This window comes from Nitrospira sp. CMX1 (assembly GCF_054902215.1).
Genome location: NZ_JBUBKD010000062.1, coordinates 43,727 through 58,140, shown reverse-complemented (window position 1 = coordinate 58,140; position 14,414 = coordinate 43,727). Strand labels below are relative to the sequence as shown.

At 55.3% G+C, this 14,414-nt stretch carries 18 protein-coding genes; 9 read left to right on the top strand and 9 right to left on the bottom strand.

Annotation, left to right across the window (positions count from 1 at the left end; genetic code table 11):
* Positions 1 to 7: 7 nt before the first annotated feature.
* Both ACYX34_RS14910 and ACYX34_RS14905 read left to right on the top strand, forming a co-directional pair.
* Complete coding sequence (locus ACYX34_RS14910) at positions 8 to 442, top strand: pyrophosphohydrolase domain-containing protein (protein WP_462077365.1); 435 nt, start codon at positions 8 to 10, stop codon at positions 440 to 442.
* A complete protein-coding gene (locus tag ACYX34_RS14905; protein WP_462077364.1) occupies positions 439 to 951 on the top strand; it encodes a PilZ domain-containing protein in 513 nt (170 codons plus the stop codon). Before ACYX34_RS14910 ends, ACYX34_RS14905 begins: the two co-directional genes overlap by 4 nt.
* A gap of 128 nt (positions 952 to 1,079) precedes the next feature.
* Here ACYX34_RS14905 and panC read toward each other — a convergent pair whose 3' ends face one another.
* The 5 genes from panC to ACYX34_RS14880 form a co-directional block, all read right to left on the bottom strand.
* Positions 1,080 to 1,940 (bottom strand): pantoate--beta-alanine ligase, encoded by an 861-nt coding sequence (gene panC, locus ACYX34_RS14900; protein WP_462077363.1) that lies wholly within the window; start codon positions 1,938 to 1,940, stop codon positions 1,080 to 1,082.
* A complete protein-coding gene (folK, locus tag ACYX34_RS14895) occupies positions 1,937 to 2,488 on the bottom strand; it encodes a 2-amino-4-hydroxy-6-hydroxymethyldihydropteridine diphosphokinase (protein ID WP_462077362.1) in 552 nt (183 codons plus the stop codon). The genes panC and folK overlap by 4 nt, the downstream gene beginning before the upstream one ends.
* 94 nt (positions 2,489 to 2,582) lie before the next feature.
* Positions 2,583 to 3,758, bottom strand: a complete 1,176-nt coding sequence (locus ACYX34_RS14890) for an LL-diaminopimelate aminotransferase (RefSeq protein WP_462077361.1) — start codon at positions 3,756 to 3,758, stop codon at positions 2,583 to 2,585.
* 128 nt (positions 3,759 to 3,886) lie between these two features.
* Positions 3,887 to 4,570, bottom strand: a complete 684-nt coding sequence (locus ACYX34_RS14885; protein WP_462077360.1) for a type 1 glutamine amidotransferase — start codon at positions 4,568 to 4,570, stop codon at positions 3,887 to 3,889.
* 348 nt (positions 4,571 to 4,918) lie between these two features.
* Positions 4,919 to 5,986 (bottom strand): calcium-binding protein, encoded by a 1,068-nt coding sequence (locus tag ACYX34_RS14880; RefSeq protein WP_462077359.1) that lies wholly within the window; start codon positions 5,984 to 5,986, stop codon positions 4,919 to 4,921.
* Positions 5,987 to 6,351: 365 nt separating this feature from the next.
* Between ACYX34_RS14880 and ACYX34_RS14875 the strand changes: the two genes are divergently transcribed.
* The 3 genes from ACYX34_RS14875 (at position 6,352) to ACYX34_RS14865 (ending at position 9,202) form a co-directional block, all read left to right on the top strand.
* Entirely contained in the window at positions 6,352 to 7,296 is a 945-nt protein-coding gene (locus ACYX34_RS14875; protein ID WP_462077358.1) for a hypothetical protein, read from the top strand.
* A 197-nt stretch (positions 7,297 to 7,493) separates the two neighbouring features.
* Positions 7,494 to 8,351 (top strand): hypothetical protein, encoded by an 858-nt coding sequence (locus tag ACYX34_RS14870; RefSeq protein WP_462077357.1) that lies wholly within the window; start codon positions 7,494 to 7,496, stop codon positions 8,349 to 8,351.
* 32 nt (positions 8,352 to 8,383) lie between these two features.
* Positions 8,384 to 9,202: a hypothetical protein gene (locus ACYX34_RS14865; RefSeq protein ID WP_462077356.1), complete on the top strand. Its 819-nt coding sequence runs from the start codon at positions 8,384 to 8,386 to the stop codon at positions 9,200 to 9,202.
* Positions 9,203 to 9,221: 19 nt separating this feature from the next.
* Here ACYX34_RS14865 and ACYX34_RS14860 read toward each other — a convergent pair whose 3' ends face one another.
* Complete coding sequence (locus ACYX34_RS14860; RefSeq protein ID WP_462077355.1) at positions 9,222 to 9,953, bottom strand: class I SAM-dependent methyltransferase; 732 nt, start codon at positions 9,951 to 9,953, stop codon at positions 9,222 to 9,224.
* A gap of 283 nt (positions 9,954 to 10,236) precedes the next feature.
* Between ACYX34_RS14860 and ACYX34_RS14855 the strand changes: the two genes are divergently transcribed.
* Positions 10,237 to 10,854 carry a hypothetical protein gene (locus tag ACYX34_RS14855; RefSeq protein ID WP_462077354.1) on the top strand — a complete coding sequence of 206 codons (618 nt, stop codon included), beginning with the start codon at positions 10,237 to 10,239 and terminating at the stop codon, positions 10,852 to 10,854.
* Positions 10,855 to 10,870: 16 nt separating this feature from the next.
* On the opposite strand, the gene ACYX34_RS14850 is transcribed toward ACYX34_RS14855, so the two are convergent.
* Positions 10,871 to 11,215, bottom strand: coding sequence for a hypothetical protein (locus ACYX34_RS14850; RefSeq protein ID WP_462077353.1), 345 nt, complete (start codon positions 11,213 to 11,215; stop codon positions 10,871 to 10,873).
* Between the two features lie 62 nt (positions 11,216 to 11,277).
* On the opposite strand from ACYX34_RS14850, the gene ACYX34_RS14845 reads away from it, so the two are divergent.
* The gene (locus ACYX34_RS14845; RefSeq protein WP_462077352.1) at positions 11,278 to 11,763 is read left to right on the top strand and encodes a hypothetical protein; all 486 of its coding nucleotides are present in this window, start codon (positions 11,278 to 11,280) and stop codon (positions 11,761 to 11,763) included.
* Here the strand turns inward: ACYX34_RS14845 and ACYX34_RS14840 are convergent.
* A complete protein-coding gene (locus tag ACYX34_RS14840; protein ID WP_462077351.1) occupies positions 11,757 to 12,797 on the bottom strand; it encodes a WD40/YVTN/BNR-like repeat-containing protein in 1,041 nt (346 codons plus the stop codon). The genes ACYX34_RS14845 and ACYX34_RS14840 overlap by 7 nt on opposite strands.
* An 85-nt stretch (positions 12,798 to 12,882) precedes the next feature.
* On the opposite strand from ACYX34_RS14840, the gene ACYX34_RS14835 reads away from it, so the two are divergent.
* Both ACYX34_RS14835 and ACYX34_RS14830 read left to right on the top strand, forming a co-directional pair.
* Positions 12,883 to 13,377 (top strand): hypothetical protein, encoded by a 495-nt coding sequence (locus ACYX34_RS14835; protein ID WP_462077350.1) that lies wholly within the window; start codon positions 12,883 to 12,885, stop codon positions 13,375 to 13,377.
* A gap of 80 nt (positions 13,378 to 13,457) precedes the next feature.
* Positions 13,458 to 13,838: a hypothetical protein gene (locus tag ACYX34_RS14830; RefSeq protein ID WP_462077349.1), complete on the top strand. Its 381-nt coding sequence runs from the start codon at positions 13,458 to 13,460 to the stop codon at positions 13,836 to 13,838.
* A 306-nt stretch (positions 13,839 to 14,144) separates the two neighbouring features.
* Here ACYX34_RS14830 and ACYX34_RS14825 read toward each other — a convergent pair whose 3' ends face one another.
* Complete coding sequence (locus ACYX34_RS14825; protein WP_462077348.1) at positions 14,145 to 14,279, bottom strand: hypothetical protein; 135 nt, start codon at positions 14,277 to 14,279, stop codon at positions 14,145 to 14,147.
* Positions 14,280 to 14,414 lie beyond the last annotated feature (135 nt).

Here is a 14,414-nt window from a genome sequence, read left to right as displayed (position 1 = left end):
GAGCAGCATGACCAGCGAACAGACCATGGTGGAAGCATTTCACAGCAAGTTTGAGATTTTGGTACAGACCGCTCCAACGGACGTGAATGAGGACACGAAACGCCTTCGAGTCCGACTGATTCAGGAAGAGTTCGACGAATTGAAAGAAGCCCTGGCGACGGGAGACCTGACGGCTATTGCGAAGGAAATGGCGGACCTGCTCTACGTGACCTACGGCACCGCGGTTTCGTACGGAATTGATATGGAGCCGATTTTCCAGGAAGTCCATCGGTCGAATATGAGTAAAGTCGGCGGGTACAAACGGGCGGATGGGAAATGGGTAAAGCCCCCCACCTACTCACCCGCTGATATCGTGTCAATTCTGGAGGCACAGCAGGGGCACGCCTTGGCAACGCAGCCATGTGATCATGAAGCTGCCGCCGGTGCTCCTCGGAGTTCATGAACGATCTACACTGTCCGAGTTGCGGAACACCCTTCGTGCGAGTCATCCACGACGAAGGCGCCATAGGGCAGGTCCTCACTCGCTTTAAATTCTTTCCCTTCCGGTGCCAACTATGCACGACACGCTTTCGCGTCTTCAGCAGTCAGGTTCCCGTTGCTGCCCCCCCCACCGATCGTCGTGAATATGAACGTCTACCGGTGTCCCTTCGTGCCAATCTCCTTGCGGACAATGCGGTCCGGATGGACAATCGCGTGACGGATATATCCATGGGTGGCTGCACCCTTGAAACCACGACGAACCTCCCGCAAGGGACGTTTATTGAGCTCGTCATCAAGCCTGCCTCCGACGAAGAGCCGATCAAGATCGGAACAGCCATGGTCTGCTCATCCCGGCCGGAATCAATGGGCATTCGATTCCTGGAAATGGTCACGGACGACAAGAACCGCCTCAGCCAGGTGATCCTCAGCCTGTTTGTAGGACAAAGCCTTCATCAAAATCTCTTCACATAACAGCGATTCCCAGTAGGAAGAGACTTTTCAGGCGGTCCGATCAACCAATAAGAGTCCATCAGGAACCCTCATCGCCCTGATCTTTTCAGCACAGATGGAGACCGATCAATTTCTACGTGATGTATCGCCTAAGAAGCTCGGCGAGGAGCATTGACCAGGAGGTTATCGATCAAACGAACGGAACCAAGTCGTATTGCACCAAGCAGCACCACTCGTGAGGTCACAAAAGATACAGGCTCGAGCGTGCGCGGGTCACACACGGCGAGATAGTCGGTCGTGATGGTCGACTCTCGGGTGACAACCTGATCCATCACCGAGCGGACGGCCTTTGCATCCGTATCCCCTACCTTGATCACCTCAGCACCGGCTTGCAGGCTCTTGTACAGCGTCACCGCGCGAGCTCGTTCATCCGGTGAGAGATAGATGTTGCGCGAACTCATGGCCAGCCCGTCCCGCTCACGAACAGTCGGACGGACCACAATATCAACACCGAGATTCAGATCCTTCACCAGCTGCTGAACCAATACGGATTGCTGAAAGTCCTTCTGCCCAAACAGTGCGCGATGTGGACGGACCATTCCAAACAGTTTGGTCACCACGGTCGCAACCCCGGCAAAATGATGTGGGCGGGCTTCACCTTCCCATCGACGCGCAACCGCAGGAACAGTCACCGTTGTTTGAAATCCCGCCGGGTACATGGCCTCCGCGGTCGGCTCAAAGCAGACATCGACGCCTTCCTGTCGACAGATCACTCGGTCGTGTGAAATGGGACGGGGATACTTGGCCAAATCCTCCTGCGGGCCAAATTGGGTCGGGTTCACGAAGATGCTCACCACCAGCGCATCGCACAGTAATCGTGCTTCACGAATCAGCGATCGATGCCCCTCATGCAGCGCACCCATCGTCGGGACAAACCCGATCGTGACGCCTTCACGCCTCAGTCCCTCGCTCCAGGCTGTCATGGCTGCGGGTGAGCGAATGATCTTCATGAGCCTGGTGGGACGTGACAGGTCGGGCGTGAGCCGTATCTCGTGGACGGCTGAGGAAACAGGAGACGCACCTGTGACTCATCCGAGACTTCCGTCAATAGCTGTGCCACTGATTGCTTGAGCATCGGATGAATCCACAGCGGATCCAGTTCATTCATCGGCATGAGGACAAATCGGCGTTGATGAAGGCGGGGATGGGGAATGGTCAGCCCCGGCTCTTTCATCACATGATCCCCGTAGAAGAGGATGTCGAGGTCGATCGTGCGTGGACCAGACCGGTCGTCATCATCCCTTCCGAGAGCGCGTTCGATCTCCTGAAGAGTCGTGAGAAGACTGCGCGGCTTCATGTCCGTTTCCAGCTGCACCACCCCATTCAGAAACCAGCCCTCCCCCGGATCCGTCCGGTCCCGAACCGGCTCTGTTTCATACAGCAGAGAGACACCGGCAAGTCGTGAATGTGGAAGAAGACTGAGCAGTGTCACGGCCCGATCGCAATAATCCACCCGATCGCCGACGTTCGACCCGAATCCGATGAAGACAGTCTCCATGACAGCCCGTTACAAGTGAGAAGTGAAAGATGAAAAGTGATCACGAGATTTCTGCCCTCTCACAGTTCACTCCTTACCTTTCACTGTTTACCGTTCAGAATCCCACCTTCTTGATCCGCTCGACCGCTTCCGTTAACCGCTCTTTGGTCGTGCAGACCGTCATGCGGATATAGCCTTCACCCGGTGCACCGAAGCCGTTGCCCGGCGTCGTCACGATTCCGGCCTTTTCGAGCAGATGAGCGGTAAAGGACGTGGAGGTGTACCCCTTCGGCACCGTCACCCAGATGTAGAAGGCGGCTGGTGGCGCATCCACCTCCAATCCCAGCTGCTTCAGCCCCGGAATGAGCGTATCGCGGCGCTCCTGGTAGATTCTTCGGATGCTGTCGGTGACAGAATCATCCAAGCCCAGAGCTGTAATACCGGCCTCTTGAACCGCCTCAAAACAGCCTGAGTCGAGGTTGCTCTTCACCTTGCCGAGGCCTGCCAGGACATCCTTGTTGCCAACGACAAACCCGATGCGCCAGCCGGTCATGTTATACGTCTTCGAGAGAGAGTGGAACTCGACGCCGACGTCCTTGGCGCCCTCCACTTCCATAAAACTCGCCGGGCGCTTGCCGTCGTAGTAGATTTCCGAGTAGGCCGCATCGTGACACACAATCACCTGATGCTCCTGCGCAAAGTCCACCACCCGTTTGAAATAGTCCTTTGTCATGATGACGGAGGTTGGATTATTCGGCGAGTTCAGCCACATCAGCTTGGCCTTCTTCGCCACGTCTTTTGGGATTGCCGTGAGATCAGGGAGGAAGCCGTTGGCCTTGGTCAGCGGCATGATGTGCGACTGGCCGCCGCAAAAGCTCGTCCCGACCGGATAGACCGGATACCCTGGGCTGGGTACCAGCACGATATCGCCCGGATCGACAAAGGCCAGATGAATGTGACCGATGCCTTCCTTCGAACCGATCAGGGTCAGGACTTCATTGGTGGGATCCAACGTGACGTTGAAGCGGCGCTTATACCAATCGGCCACCGCTTTTCTGAACGAGAGCATGCCTTCATACGAAGGATATTGATGGTGCTTGGGATCCTTGGCGGCCTTCGCCAAACTCTCGATGATCGGCATCGGTGTCGGCAAATCGGGATCACCGATCCCGAGATTGATGATATTCACCCCGCGGGCAATCGCCTCTTGCTTCATCTTATCGATGGCCGCGAATAAATACGGCGGTAATGTCTTGATCCGTGTTGCGACTTCGATCGGAAAACCACCCATGGTCAATCAAGCTCCTTTCATGAATAGCGATCAGCCCACAGCAACTGTCTCAGATCTGAAGGCTGAAAGCCTGATTACTGACAACGCACTGTAGGGGTGTGTAGAGTACTTCAGAGCCGCAGCCGCAATCAACGTGTACGAGTCAGCAGATGGCCGATCAACCGATCAGCCAGGTGATGGAGTTGCGGAAGCTGTGGCAAGGCAGTGGTCTTGACCTGTTGTGCGGTGAGACCCGCTTTCGTCACATCCGCCGCACACTCACGGCACAGAGAATCGATCCCGCTCGACTCCATCTCCAAATGAAAGAGGAGACCATAGGCCCAATTGCCATAGCGAAACGCCTGCAAGGGAGCGATGTCTGAACCGACCAATGGCACGCAATCGTTCGGCAAATCAAAGATCTCTCCATGCCATTCGAAGACATCGAATGTATCAGGGCATGCCCCAAACACAGGATCTGCGTTTCCCGTATCAGTGAGCCGAACTGGAGTCATGCCGATTTCGAGCGCTTTGCCAGATCGCACCGTGGCGCCAAGTGCTTTGGCCATGAATTGACTCCCGAGACACACACCAATCACCGGCTTATTCGCTTGGAGCGCAGATCTGATGAAGATGGTCTCTTCCACAATCCATGGATCAGGATCATTGACCGACATCGGCCCACCCATGACGATCAGCAAATCCCCCACGTCCCTCGGCAAACCCTCTTTCGGAACAAGGTAGGATTCGAGACTCACCCCCCGAGTAGCGAGAGCCTTTGCAAAAGCGCCTGGTCCCTCGAAGGGAACATGTTGGAGACACACCGCGCGCATAAGCCCTTTAGTGGCACAGCCACCTGACTCACGTCAAGATCCGGCACGGGGCTCAGCGGAAGAAGGATCACGGAAGACTCAGCATCAACCAGTTGCGAAGACGGTCAACAGGAGAGAGACAGTAGTCCACCAGCTTGCTTCGGAATAGGGTCAACTCTATCAGGTAATACGTCGGCTGTTACGCCAAGCGCTGGGCTATCGAAGTCCCGAAGAGTTCGAGCGGCAGCAGAATAGTGCATCATTCACATGTCTGTTTTTCGGGACATCTCACTCTGGCCCTATTTCTATTCACAATCACCTGAAGCCAGACGACCCCGGACTGGGACGCCCGGCGCGGAGTCGTAGGTCTTACAACAGGATATCGCTACCCGCCCCGCCGACAAAAAGTGACGATGGGACGCCAGCTAGTTCAACCTGAATGTCGATCTCCGCATCCGCATCCCCATCGATGTTGCCCCTCAGGTGTCCGGCATGTTCTCCAGCGACATACTGGTACCGAAGATGTCCTGCCGTAAAAGGGCCGCCCCAGATGAAGGCTTGGTTGCCGGCAACAAGGCCATTAGCATCAATCATGGTCAGATCGATCCGGTCTCCAATACCGGCACCTGCTCCATTAAAAACAGCGATGAAGTCTACACCCAAACCAGCTGAGCTATCGTTGACTGAATTGTAAACGATGGTATCGTTGCCGTCGCTCGCGGAGAACCAGTCGCTCCCAGTCCCACCGTCCATGATATCGTCCCCGGGATCACCGAAAAAGGTATCGTTCCCCGCCCCACCGTACATGCGGTCGTTGCCGTAGCCGCCAAGCAGCCCGTCGTTCCCGCTCCCACCGTCCAGAATATCGTTCCCTCCCCAAGCGACCATGTAATCGTTGCCGTTACCTCCGATAAGCCGCTCAAGGCCATCAGCCCCAACAACTGAGTCATCGCCGTCGCCGCCGTAGAGCGTATTGTTCCCGGCCTCACCGTGCAAGGTATCGTTCCCTGCCCCACCATAGAGAGTATCATCTCCAATTCCACCATACAGAAGGTCAACCCCAGATCCGCCGTCCATGCGATCGTTCCCAACACCACTATTCATGTAATCATTCCCGCTCCCAGCGGTCAGGTGGTCATTCCCATCATCACCTTGCAGCCAGTCGTCCCCGGCCCCACTGAGCAGGGTATCGTCCCCAGCCCCACCATACAGATAGTTGTTCCCGGAGCCACCGTCCAGACGGTCATTTCCGTCCCTACCGAGCAACCAATCACTCTCGGTCCCACCATACAAAGTATCGTTGCCAGCGCCGCCGTCCAGCCAGTCGGACCCTGCTTCACCGTATAAGGTGTCGGCCCCCGTTAACCCATAAATGGTGTCACCAAGACTTGTACCCCTGAGCACATCATTTCCACCTGTTCCGTTAATGATCGCCACAATCGCCTCCTCCTTGAGGTTGCCCGAGAACCTATTTCGACTGGTGTAGTCTGATGCGGATCTCAGCGTCAAGGCAAATGTCCGCACGAAAACAGTGGAGGGGCAGTAACTATCTCAGAAATCAAGCAGGTTTAGCTGTCACGACCCGACACAGAGCTCCGCTTGGAGCAGTGCATGCAAGATGGTGAGGAGTTTGCATACGGGCTTCGTCAGCACGACCTTCTTGGGGATAGAGAAGATTCATATCGAGTCCACCTTTCTTGAAGTGACGAGAAGATCCCCATATTCGTTGCCTGTCAGAACGCCCCACCCCCTCAGTATGGCTTCCCTTTTCTACTCCTTCTCCCGTAGAGTAGCCCGCCCATATGGCTACACAGAATCCAACGGACTCGCTGATTCGTGGGATCGATCGCATCCTCATCCAGACACAGGATGTGGAACGGGTTTTTGCTCGCTTTCGTCATGAGTTCGGCTTGCCGATCGCCTGGCCGCTCACCGACTGCGGTTTGCTTGTTTCTGGGGGACTCTACGCAGGCAACATGACAATCGAAATCGGTCGGTTCGCCGGGTTTGGACTTCCCGGAACATGGCTCTATGGACTCGGCTTCGCACCATGGCAGCCAACCTGGGAAATGGTTGAAGGGTTAAGGTCTCGAAAGGTGCTGCACGCACCGTCCTTGACACTCACCTACGAATCACCGCTAGTGATGCAGCCCACCCTCACCTTCCTGCGCAACCTTTTGGATGGGCAGCCGAACGCCGCGTTTTGGCTCGGTCAGCCGGGTGGAGGAAATACTCGAATTGGCCGAGCACTATCGAACCTCCGAACCTGGATGGCTGGGACTGATGCCGGCTCCAAGACATTTTCATTGCTCTTGGGGAGTTCCCTGGTTTTCATGTGCGATAACCACAGCAATCCTCATCAGGAACGGCTCGCAGAGGTCAAGGCCACCTGGCGGAAGGCCAAGCAGAATGGACCCTATGGAATCACCGGGGTGGCAGGGATCGATCTTGAAGTGTCGACCAATATCGCCGGCTGGAAACGACTGCTGGATCGGCCGGACTTGAACGCAGACTCGGTCCATTCATTTAGTACGGGCCCACTGCTTCGATTTCATCCTGGTGCGGGAAACCGACTCCTCGGGATCGAGTTTGCCTGTGCCGACCTCCCATCGATCGCCCAGCAGCTTCGTGAAAAACAATCAGCGGCGTTCATAGAGGAAAAGAGAGTCACCCTCTCTCCGGATCAAATGGATGGGTTGGTAATTGGGTTGAGCCAGTCTCCGGCGGCAATATCGGAGAAATCTTAAATAGACCCACTAATCTACACCACGCTCATCGACTCAGTTCCTGCCTTGGTGATCGAGTACCCGACCATTCCATTTGTTAGTTCTCTGCAAATGACTCAGACCTTACGAGCAGCACCTTGCAGGGCTGTTGATTGAGCAACCGACACGCTCTATTTCCACCTTTAGCCCTGAACTCGATTGACCGACAAGTATATGTCATGGCATTGCCTGCAACAGACATCGACCGCCCCATGCTTGATGATTCCCTGGCTCACCAGGGAACGAATACCCTTCCGCGCTGCTCGTTTCAGCAGAGAGTCCGCTCTCGCTATCACGCCTTCTGGTATCACCTTGGTGAACGATTAGCCTGGTCACGCGGACTCTATGAGGAACGGCCTGCGCAGGAACTACAAGATTTGAGCGGCGTCCAGCATGAGCGGATTGCCTCGCTCCAACGCCGATTCCGCGTACGATTTGAACAATACGCAACCCAGGGGACGGCCCTACGACAGTATGAGTACCTTGATCTGCTCGACCAAGGGTGGTCGGCGCTGAAGCTACCCCATTCAACCGGTGGGACCGTACAGGATATCGGGTCGAGTAACTTTTGGTACGCCCCCGTCTTCCACACCTTCTTTCGCCCAACGAAGCTCATCGGCGTCGAGGTCGAAGGCCATCGTATGTATGTCAACGGCTATAGTCGTCACGACTACGCACAGGGCTACATCAAGGGCCTTCCCAATACGGAGTTTCATATCCAAGACTATCGCCGCTATCGTTCCCCTGCAAGCATCATCACGGCCTGGTACCCCTTCGTGACACCGGATCCTGTCTTGGCTTGGCGACTGCCGCTTTCTCTCTTTGCACCAGATGTTCTCTTCTCGCAAGTTGCGGTCAACCTCCAACCACACGGGTTGTTCCTCATGGTGAACCAAGGAAGGGACGAGGCCATCGTTGCCGCTTCATGGTGTAGTCACGCCGGGCTGGTCCAGTACGGATCCTGCCAGTTACGGTCAAACGTACGCCCACGACTTCCTTTCCCCATACTCTCCTGTTGGATACGCCCGACAACCTAGCCCTACGTCCCGGCCTGGGCTACAATTGCCCAGTGAACCGGAACATCAAACATGCAGAAGACCTTCGATGGCTGATCGACCATACGGGCGGGTTTCGCGCCGGCTATGTGACTGAGATCCAAATCTTGAAACGTCGCCTTTTCGACGAAGAATCGGTGCGTGAAGTCCCGGCCGGCACCACGATTGCCGTGACTATTCACTACGAGATTCGTGGTCTTACTCGAGTCGCCAAGCTGACTATGACCGGCGTCACGGACTTCTCGGTTTTTGAGCAGGACGGGATCGACTGTTCCTCGCTCAGCGTGATTCAGGCTGAACTCAATGCGAGAACGCTACGCTTCTGGTTTGACCCGCAGGGCGAGCTGTATGTGGTCTGCGACGAGGCGCACCTGGAAGAACTGACCTTGCCCGTTATCACAGTACAACAAGCCGCAGAATTGGCCCGTTGGACCTTCCAAGGTCTCAGCACCGACGGTCCCACGATTCAATGGTTGTTGGATGAGCTGAATCAGGCCGGCCTCCCCTGCACGTGGTGCGATGCAGGACGATCTATCGCGGTTCATCCAGCCGTGCAATGGGAAGGGAGTCTGAGACCGGCAGACAACTCCTCAGGGGATGAGAACAACCTGGTCCATGCGATGGCCTATAGTCCGCCGGAGGGACAAGGGTTTGGGCTGCTGCTGCGAGTATTCGGCATTCAGGACAAAAGGCTTAGCCGAATTCTTGAAGTCCTGGCAGATCGGATCACTCAACGCTTTCCAGGCAACTGCCTCGTCGGCACGACGATTATCCCAGGTAGAGAATGGGAGCGTTGGTTGGTTCAGGAACACCGGTCACGGCGTGAACGGTGACAAAGCAACCACCCGCTGTTCAGTGCGCGTGTTCAGGAGAATAATGCCCGTTCCCGTTGGAATAGGCAGCGGTTCCGTTTTCTCTGGCATAGCCTGAGGGAGCGTGTGCGGTGCCGTTCCCGTTCACCTGCTGCCCCTTGCCGTTGATGCATTCCACCAAGGCCCAGAGTCGTAAAGGATTCACCCGTTGATTCCGAGCAATGTGGAGCGAGGTTCCTTCCAAGACGGTATTGAGCGACAGGTCCGTACGCCAGCCCAGGTGCTTCGTTATGGGAGAAAGCGCTTTTTCCACGGCGGCAATGACCTTGTTGCCGTTGCTGAAATGATTCAGCATGATAATGCGACCACCTGGACGGCAGACCCGAATCATCTCGTTGACCACTGTTCGATAGTCCGGCACTGCCGTCACGACATAGGCCGCCACGACCGTATCGAAGCTGTCATCGTTGAATTGCATGGCACCGGCATCCATGCGGTGCAGCTCGACATGATCAAGACTGTGAGCCGCCGCCTTTTCCTTCGCCCTGGCTAACATCCCTTCGGACACATCGATACCAACGATGCGGCAATGACGAGGATACATGGGAAGGGCTAATCCCGTCCCGACACCGACTTCGAGAATTCGTTCATTCGGCTGAACATTCAAATTTCGAATGGCCGATTCACGGCCTTCGTGAAATACTTTTCCAAACACTCGATCGTAAAACCCCGCATAGGAGGTGTACACACGTTCAATCTTCTCGGGGTCCATGTTTGCCTCCCAAAATTCACACGATCCGGTCTCTGCACCCCTGCAGAGAAAGAAACCGTTATGGCGACGCGGGGGAAATCAACATTGAGGCGGGAAACTCATGTGGTCCAAGGCCCGCCGGAAACATTGCCCGGCGTACTGTAGCCAAACTCCTCCGTGTGAGTCAACATGCTTCTTCACGAACTGATGCAGGTTTTTTGCACAAACTGGCTGGCTTACCATTTACCCAGGACCGTCTTACCTGCCTTGATTCATCGCTCCTCCCTATGTGATAGCTACAGCCATGCTGCTTGCAGGTCTTTTTGCCGGTGCCCTCTTCCTCGGACTACTCGTCGGAGATTGGGTCTATTTTATCCGGCTCACGCCGGATGCCGTACGGTACGGCTGCCGCGTGGCGACGCGCCCAGATGAGTGGGCAGACACAACCCTGGATGGCGTCCGCGATCGTTTCGGCCCTGACGGAGTCCTAATGCTGCCGCATGGAGTGGCATGGTGGTACCCGGACCTCTCTCAGATCGCCATTCGTCCGCAATACCGCCTCTTCTCTCGAAAATTTCGGACCGCTTGGCCTGTGAAAGGCCTCATCCACCTGTCCCCTCATGACCAATCGCTGAGAACGCACTGCGTGAGGCGAATCCCCTGGTCATCCGCAGTCATCACCGTGATCTGGTTTGCCGTTGTCTTGTTGGGATCGCTGACCTTTGTGGCGCAATATGCCCTGGAAGGCGGGTTCACGACGCTAGGGGGAGCGTTTTTGGGCATTGGCATTGTCGGACTTGCCGGCATGGTCGCGCTGTTCGGAATCGTGACGGTGACCTTGTCCTATCGCCTGGAGGACAGCCGCCTCATGCAAGTGTACGATGAACTCCGCGCAGCCATGACGCCGCCCGGCGTGTCCTGAGCAGTGCTCTCCCCCATCACCCGCGAAACAAGTCCAAGAGGTGATCGTACTCCACCGGCAGATTCACGGCGGTGCGATGACGAACTAGGCCGGCAATAATCCCCCGATGTTTCTTCACCAGCCCCGACGTCTCAAACGCCTCTCGAAAGCGCTGCCATTGCAACGCCGGATCGGCTACAATCTTAACCTGTTCGTCTTGGGGAAGCGCATGCACGATGGTCGTTAAGGTGCGAACGGCTTTTTCCACACTCTCGTAAGGCGGCGCCAGATTGAGTCGGGCATAGAACGTCTCCAGGTGCCGACGGAATTCCTCCTTCAGCACCTGAGTCGGATCTGACACAGGGGGTCGCGCTTCTGCCATACTGGGTTCAGAGATGATACGGTAGGACAAGGGTACGGAACAACTCTGCAAGGGAGGATCGCATGAACCGGATACTATCCAGCTTCTTCGGTGCACTCGTCATGATGGCCCTGGTCGGGTGCTCATCGCATCACCAGCACCATGGCATGATGGGTGGGGGCAATAGCGACGCCTACTGGCAAAAGGGCCAACAAGATATGGAGGGATTGATCAATCGGACCGTCCAGGACCCCGAAAAGGCGAAGGGTGTGAATGCATACGTCGGTGAGATCATCAAGGAGCTCAAAGAGAGCCGTGAGCAGGAACGGGCCTATCACCGACAGCTTTACACCTTGAATACCAGCTATACGGCGACACCGGACGAATTTTCAAAAATCGTGAACGAGGCGAACATTCAGCGGGCGCAGAGCTCAGCCCGGGTGCTGAGCCTTCGGTTCAAGATGAAAGATTTGATGACACCCGACGAGTGGAAGACGCTCTCGGATCGCATGGTCTCCTATAGCGGCCGTTATCAGCATGGAAGCGCAGGGGCCAAGACAGGTTATTGAGCCGTACCCGGCGCGGCCGTGAGCGGCACCGCTGTCCACGTCGCGCCGGCATCCGTCGAACGATAGAGGCCGCTGCCGTTGGTGCCGGCATAGAGGGTTTGGGTGTTTTTGGGATCCATGGCCAGGGCACGAATGTTCAACGTCGCGAGCCCTTGGTTCATGGCCTTCCAGGTCTTGCCGCCATCCGAACTTTTCCAAACCCCCGCTGGGCCACCGATCAACAGCTGGGCTGTTTCCTTCGGATGAATAACTAGACTGCTGATAAAGGGATCGGAGATGGATTGGCCGATACGCTCCCACTGCTCGCCCTTTGTCGCTGTACGAAAGAGCCCCTTCGTTGTCCCGGCATAGACGACATCGGGATTTGTCCGGTCGATCTCGATGGCATTGACCCCGAGGGCCATGGCCGCCATGAGCTCCCTCTCGGGGATCAACCCGTTATTGATTTTCTTCCAGGTCATCGCCCCATCATCCGACCGATAGACCCCGCCGGTCGTCCCGCCATAGAGCACCGCCGGCTCTTTAGGGTTAATGGCGATCGACGTCACAATATGGACTTCCTTCATCCCGTTCATCCGCTCGACCCATTCACGGCCCGCGTCTTTTGAATAAAAAGCGCCGACCGTCGTGGCCGCATAGATCTGTTCACTGATCGCTGGGTGAAACACGAACTGATTGATGAATGAGACATGTTCTTTCAGTCCGACATTATGCGGCAGCCAATGTTGGCCTCCATCCGGACTCTTGTAGACCGCATCCCCCATCGTGCCGGCATAAATCGCCGCCGGCAGGAGTGGATCGATGGCCAGCGTCGTCACCCGCCGCGCGCTGAAACTCGGGAACTTTTCCCAGGTCCCTCCCCCATCACGCGATTTGTAAACCGCATCATTCGTGGCGATGTAGAGAATATTCGCATTCGTCGGATGCAGCGCGATCGACACCACTGATTCGCTCTCTTTCTGGCAGCCAGTTGCACCTAGCCCGAGGAGCAGAAGACCGAAGAAAAACAGCCGAATGTGATGGAGAATCAACATAGTGGCCGAAGACCTAACCATAGGGGTTGAACGGGAGTCAAGGCAATGAAGTTATCTCCCCTCTACCTCCCTTACGTTGGTCTCGATGGGTTGTCACGTTGTTAAATTGAAATTCAGAATGTCCTTGTCTAGAGCTGCATTCCTGGCAAGATATGAATCAAGTCTTGTCACCACCCGATTTGAATTGCCATTCATGCTCTTCCCAAGAATTAAGATCGCCATTATCCTTTCTCACTGCTGCTTCGCGCTCTGCCTTGCGTCCTTCACATACTCGGCAAAAAACTATCTTCTACTCCATAAAATTCTCCTTCCAGGCATGGTTGCTCTAAGCCCAGCCTCGGGAGAAAAGACCGATATCTTCATTGCAGAACTCCTCCCAAATACCGAAGACGGCACTGCCGCCAAGAAGATGTTTTCACACCGAACGGAAGAAATGCACCGCCTTCATGAAGCATGGCTCTTCCATACCAAGCTGCATGAAACCTTCGCACTGTACCAAACCATTAGCTGGGCAGTAGCAGCTATGATTTTCCTAGGAGCTGTCCTCATTCTCTATCGAATGAAGCGCCAGACTCACTAACTCGACGTTCTAGTGGTCCTGGCGATGGACTGCAGCCAGTGAGCTGTGGTTCTTTCAGACGATAGATGGACAGTAGATACATGCAAAGTATTCTCGCCATTCTGAGTATATCGCTTGTTTTGCTCGCTGGAGCAGTCTGGTACCTGGATAAGACCGAACAGCAAGAGTCGCATTTTGAAACATACCAAGGACTGCGGTCCTCTGAGCTAATTGAGAAAGGCTGGGTTCCAGACATTGTTCCGAGAACTGCATACAATATCTACGAAGAGCATCGCGTAGACCAGGACCCGGTACATGTCTGGTTTCGTTTTCAACCTGGCGACACCGCAAACATTCAAGAAACCTGCGCAAGACAGCAAAGCGAGGACACCTTGACTGCTACCTATAAATGCAAGCATGGCGGTGGCGTAGTTGTCGTCAGGCTAAAACAGGACGGAACGGGAGAAATAGTTGGCAACTAGATGATCCAATAGTCCACATTTAGGGAACTCAATACCCAGTAGGCTTGAGGATTGGTTCTAAAAGGCCGGCCCGGTAGACTTCGACATCCGTCAGAGGAACGGCCCTTCACGACTTGAATTCTACAGTGATTCCCACTTTATATAATCGAAACCTGCCACGCGTTACGCGAAATCTTCCTCACGTGGCAGGTTCTCGGGTGGAAATTACACACACAACCCCTTCGAGGTCCACTCACACGTCCTGCACAACACGGAGAGCAGGCACCCCGCTGGCATCATGCGTTCAGAAAGCCCGGTGATGGCTCACTACTTCGACTGCTCGTACGCTGCTCTGAGATCACTGGCCGGTGGATGCGTACTACTCACCGTTGTAAGCACGGCATAGATCAACACCGCCGTTCCGACAAGAATCCCGCCGACATATAACCAGACCTTATCCATGACATCCTCCTGTGGTTAAAAGGTTGTCCAGGGCATTGGCCCTCATCTATATGGTTGAGGAAATTTGTGCAAACTTCTCAAGCGGGAGGAACCGGCACTGGCGGATATATTGAGTACGCCAGGCTGGCGCTCACC

Excerpts from the sequence above, each read along its gene's own strand:
- ACYX34_RS14885 (WP_462077360.1), bottom strand. The coding sequence starts at position 4,570 with ATGCGCGCGGTGTGTCTCCAACATGTTCCCTTCGAGGGACCAGGCGCT.
- ACYX34_RS14835 (WP_462077350.1), top strand. The coding sequence starts at position 12,883 with ATGGGTTGTCACGTTGTTAAATTGAAATTCAGAATGTCCTTGTCTAGA.
- ACYX34_RS14905 (WP_462077364.1), top strand. The coding sequence starts at position 439 with ATGAACGATCTACACTGTCCGAGTTGCGGAACACCCTTCGTGCGAGTC.
- ACYX34_RS14875 (WP_462077358.1), top strand. The coding sequence starts at position 6,352 with ATGGCTACACAGAATCCAACGGACTCGCTGATTCGTGGGATCGATCGC.
- ACYX34_RS14850 (WP_462077353.1), bottom strand. The coding sequence starts at position 11,215 with ATGGCAGAAGCGCGACCCCCTGTGTCAGATCCGACTCAGGTGCTGAAG.
- ACYX34_RS14855 (WP_462077354.1), top strand. The coding sequence starts at position 10,237 with ATGCTGCTTGCAGGTCTTTTTGCCGGTGCCCTCTTCCTCGGACTACTC.
- ACYX34_RS14830 (WP_462077349.1), top strand. The coding sequence starts at position 13,458 with ATGCAAAGTATTCTCGCCATTCTGAGTATATCGCTTGTTTTGCTCGCT.
- ACYX34_RS14840 (WP_462077351.1), bottom strand. The coding sequence starts at position 12,797 with ATGTTGATTCTCCATCACATTCGGCTGTTTTTCTTCGGTCTTCTGCTC.
- ACYX34_RS14910 (WP_462077365.1), top strand. The coding sequence starts at position 8 with ATGACCAGCGAACAGACCATGGTGGAAGCATTTCACAGCAAGTTTGAG.
- ACYX34_RS14860 (WP_462077355.1), bottom strand. The coding sequence starts at position 9,953 with ATGGACCCCGAGAAGATTGAACGTGTGTACACCTCCTATGCGGGGTTT.
- ACYX34_RS14845 (WP_462077352.1), top strand. The coding sequence starts at position 11,278 with ATGAACCGGATACTATCCAGCTTCTTCGGTGCACTCGTCATGATGGCC.
- ACYX34_RS14890 (WP_462077361.1), bottom strand. The coding sequence starts at position 3,758 with ATGGGTGGTTTTCCGATCGAAGTCGCAACACGGATCAAGACATTACCG.
- ACYX34_RS14825 (WP_462077348.1), bottom strand. The coding sequence starts at position 14,279 with ATGGATAAGGTCTGGTTATATGTCGGCGGGATTCTTGTCGGAACGGCG.
- folK (WP_462077362.1), bottom strand. The coding sequence starts at position 2,488 with ATGGAGACTGTCTTCATCGGATTCGGGTCGAACGTCGGCGATCGGGTG.
- panC (WP_462077363.1), bottom strand. The coding sequence starts at position 1,940 with ATGAAGATCATTCGCTCACCCGCAGCCATGACAGCCTGGAGCGAGGGA.
- ACYX34_RS14870 (WP_462077357.1), top strand. The coding sequence starts at position 7,494 with ATGGCATTGCCTGCAACAGACATCGACCGCCCCATGCTTGATGATTCC.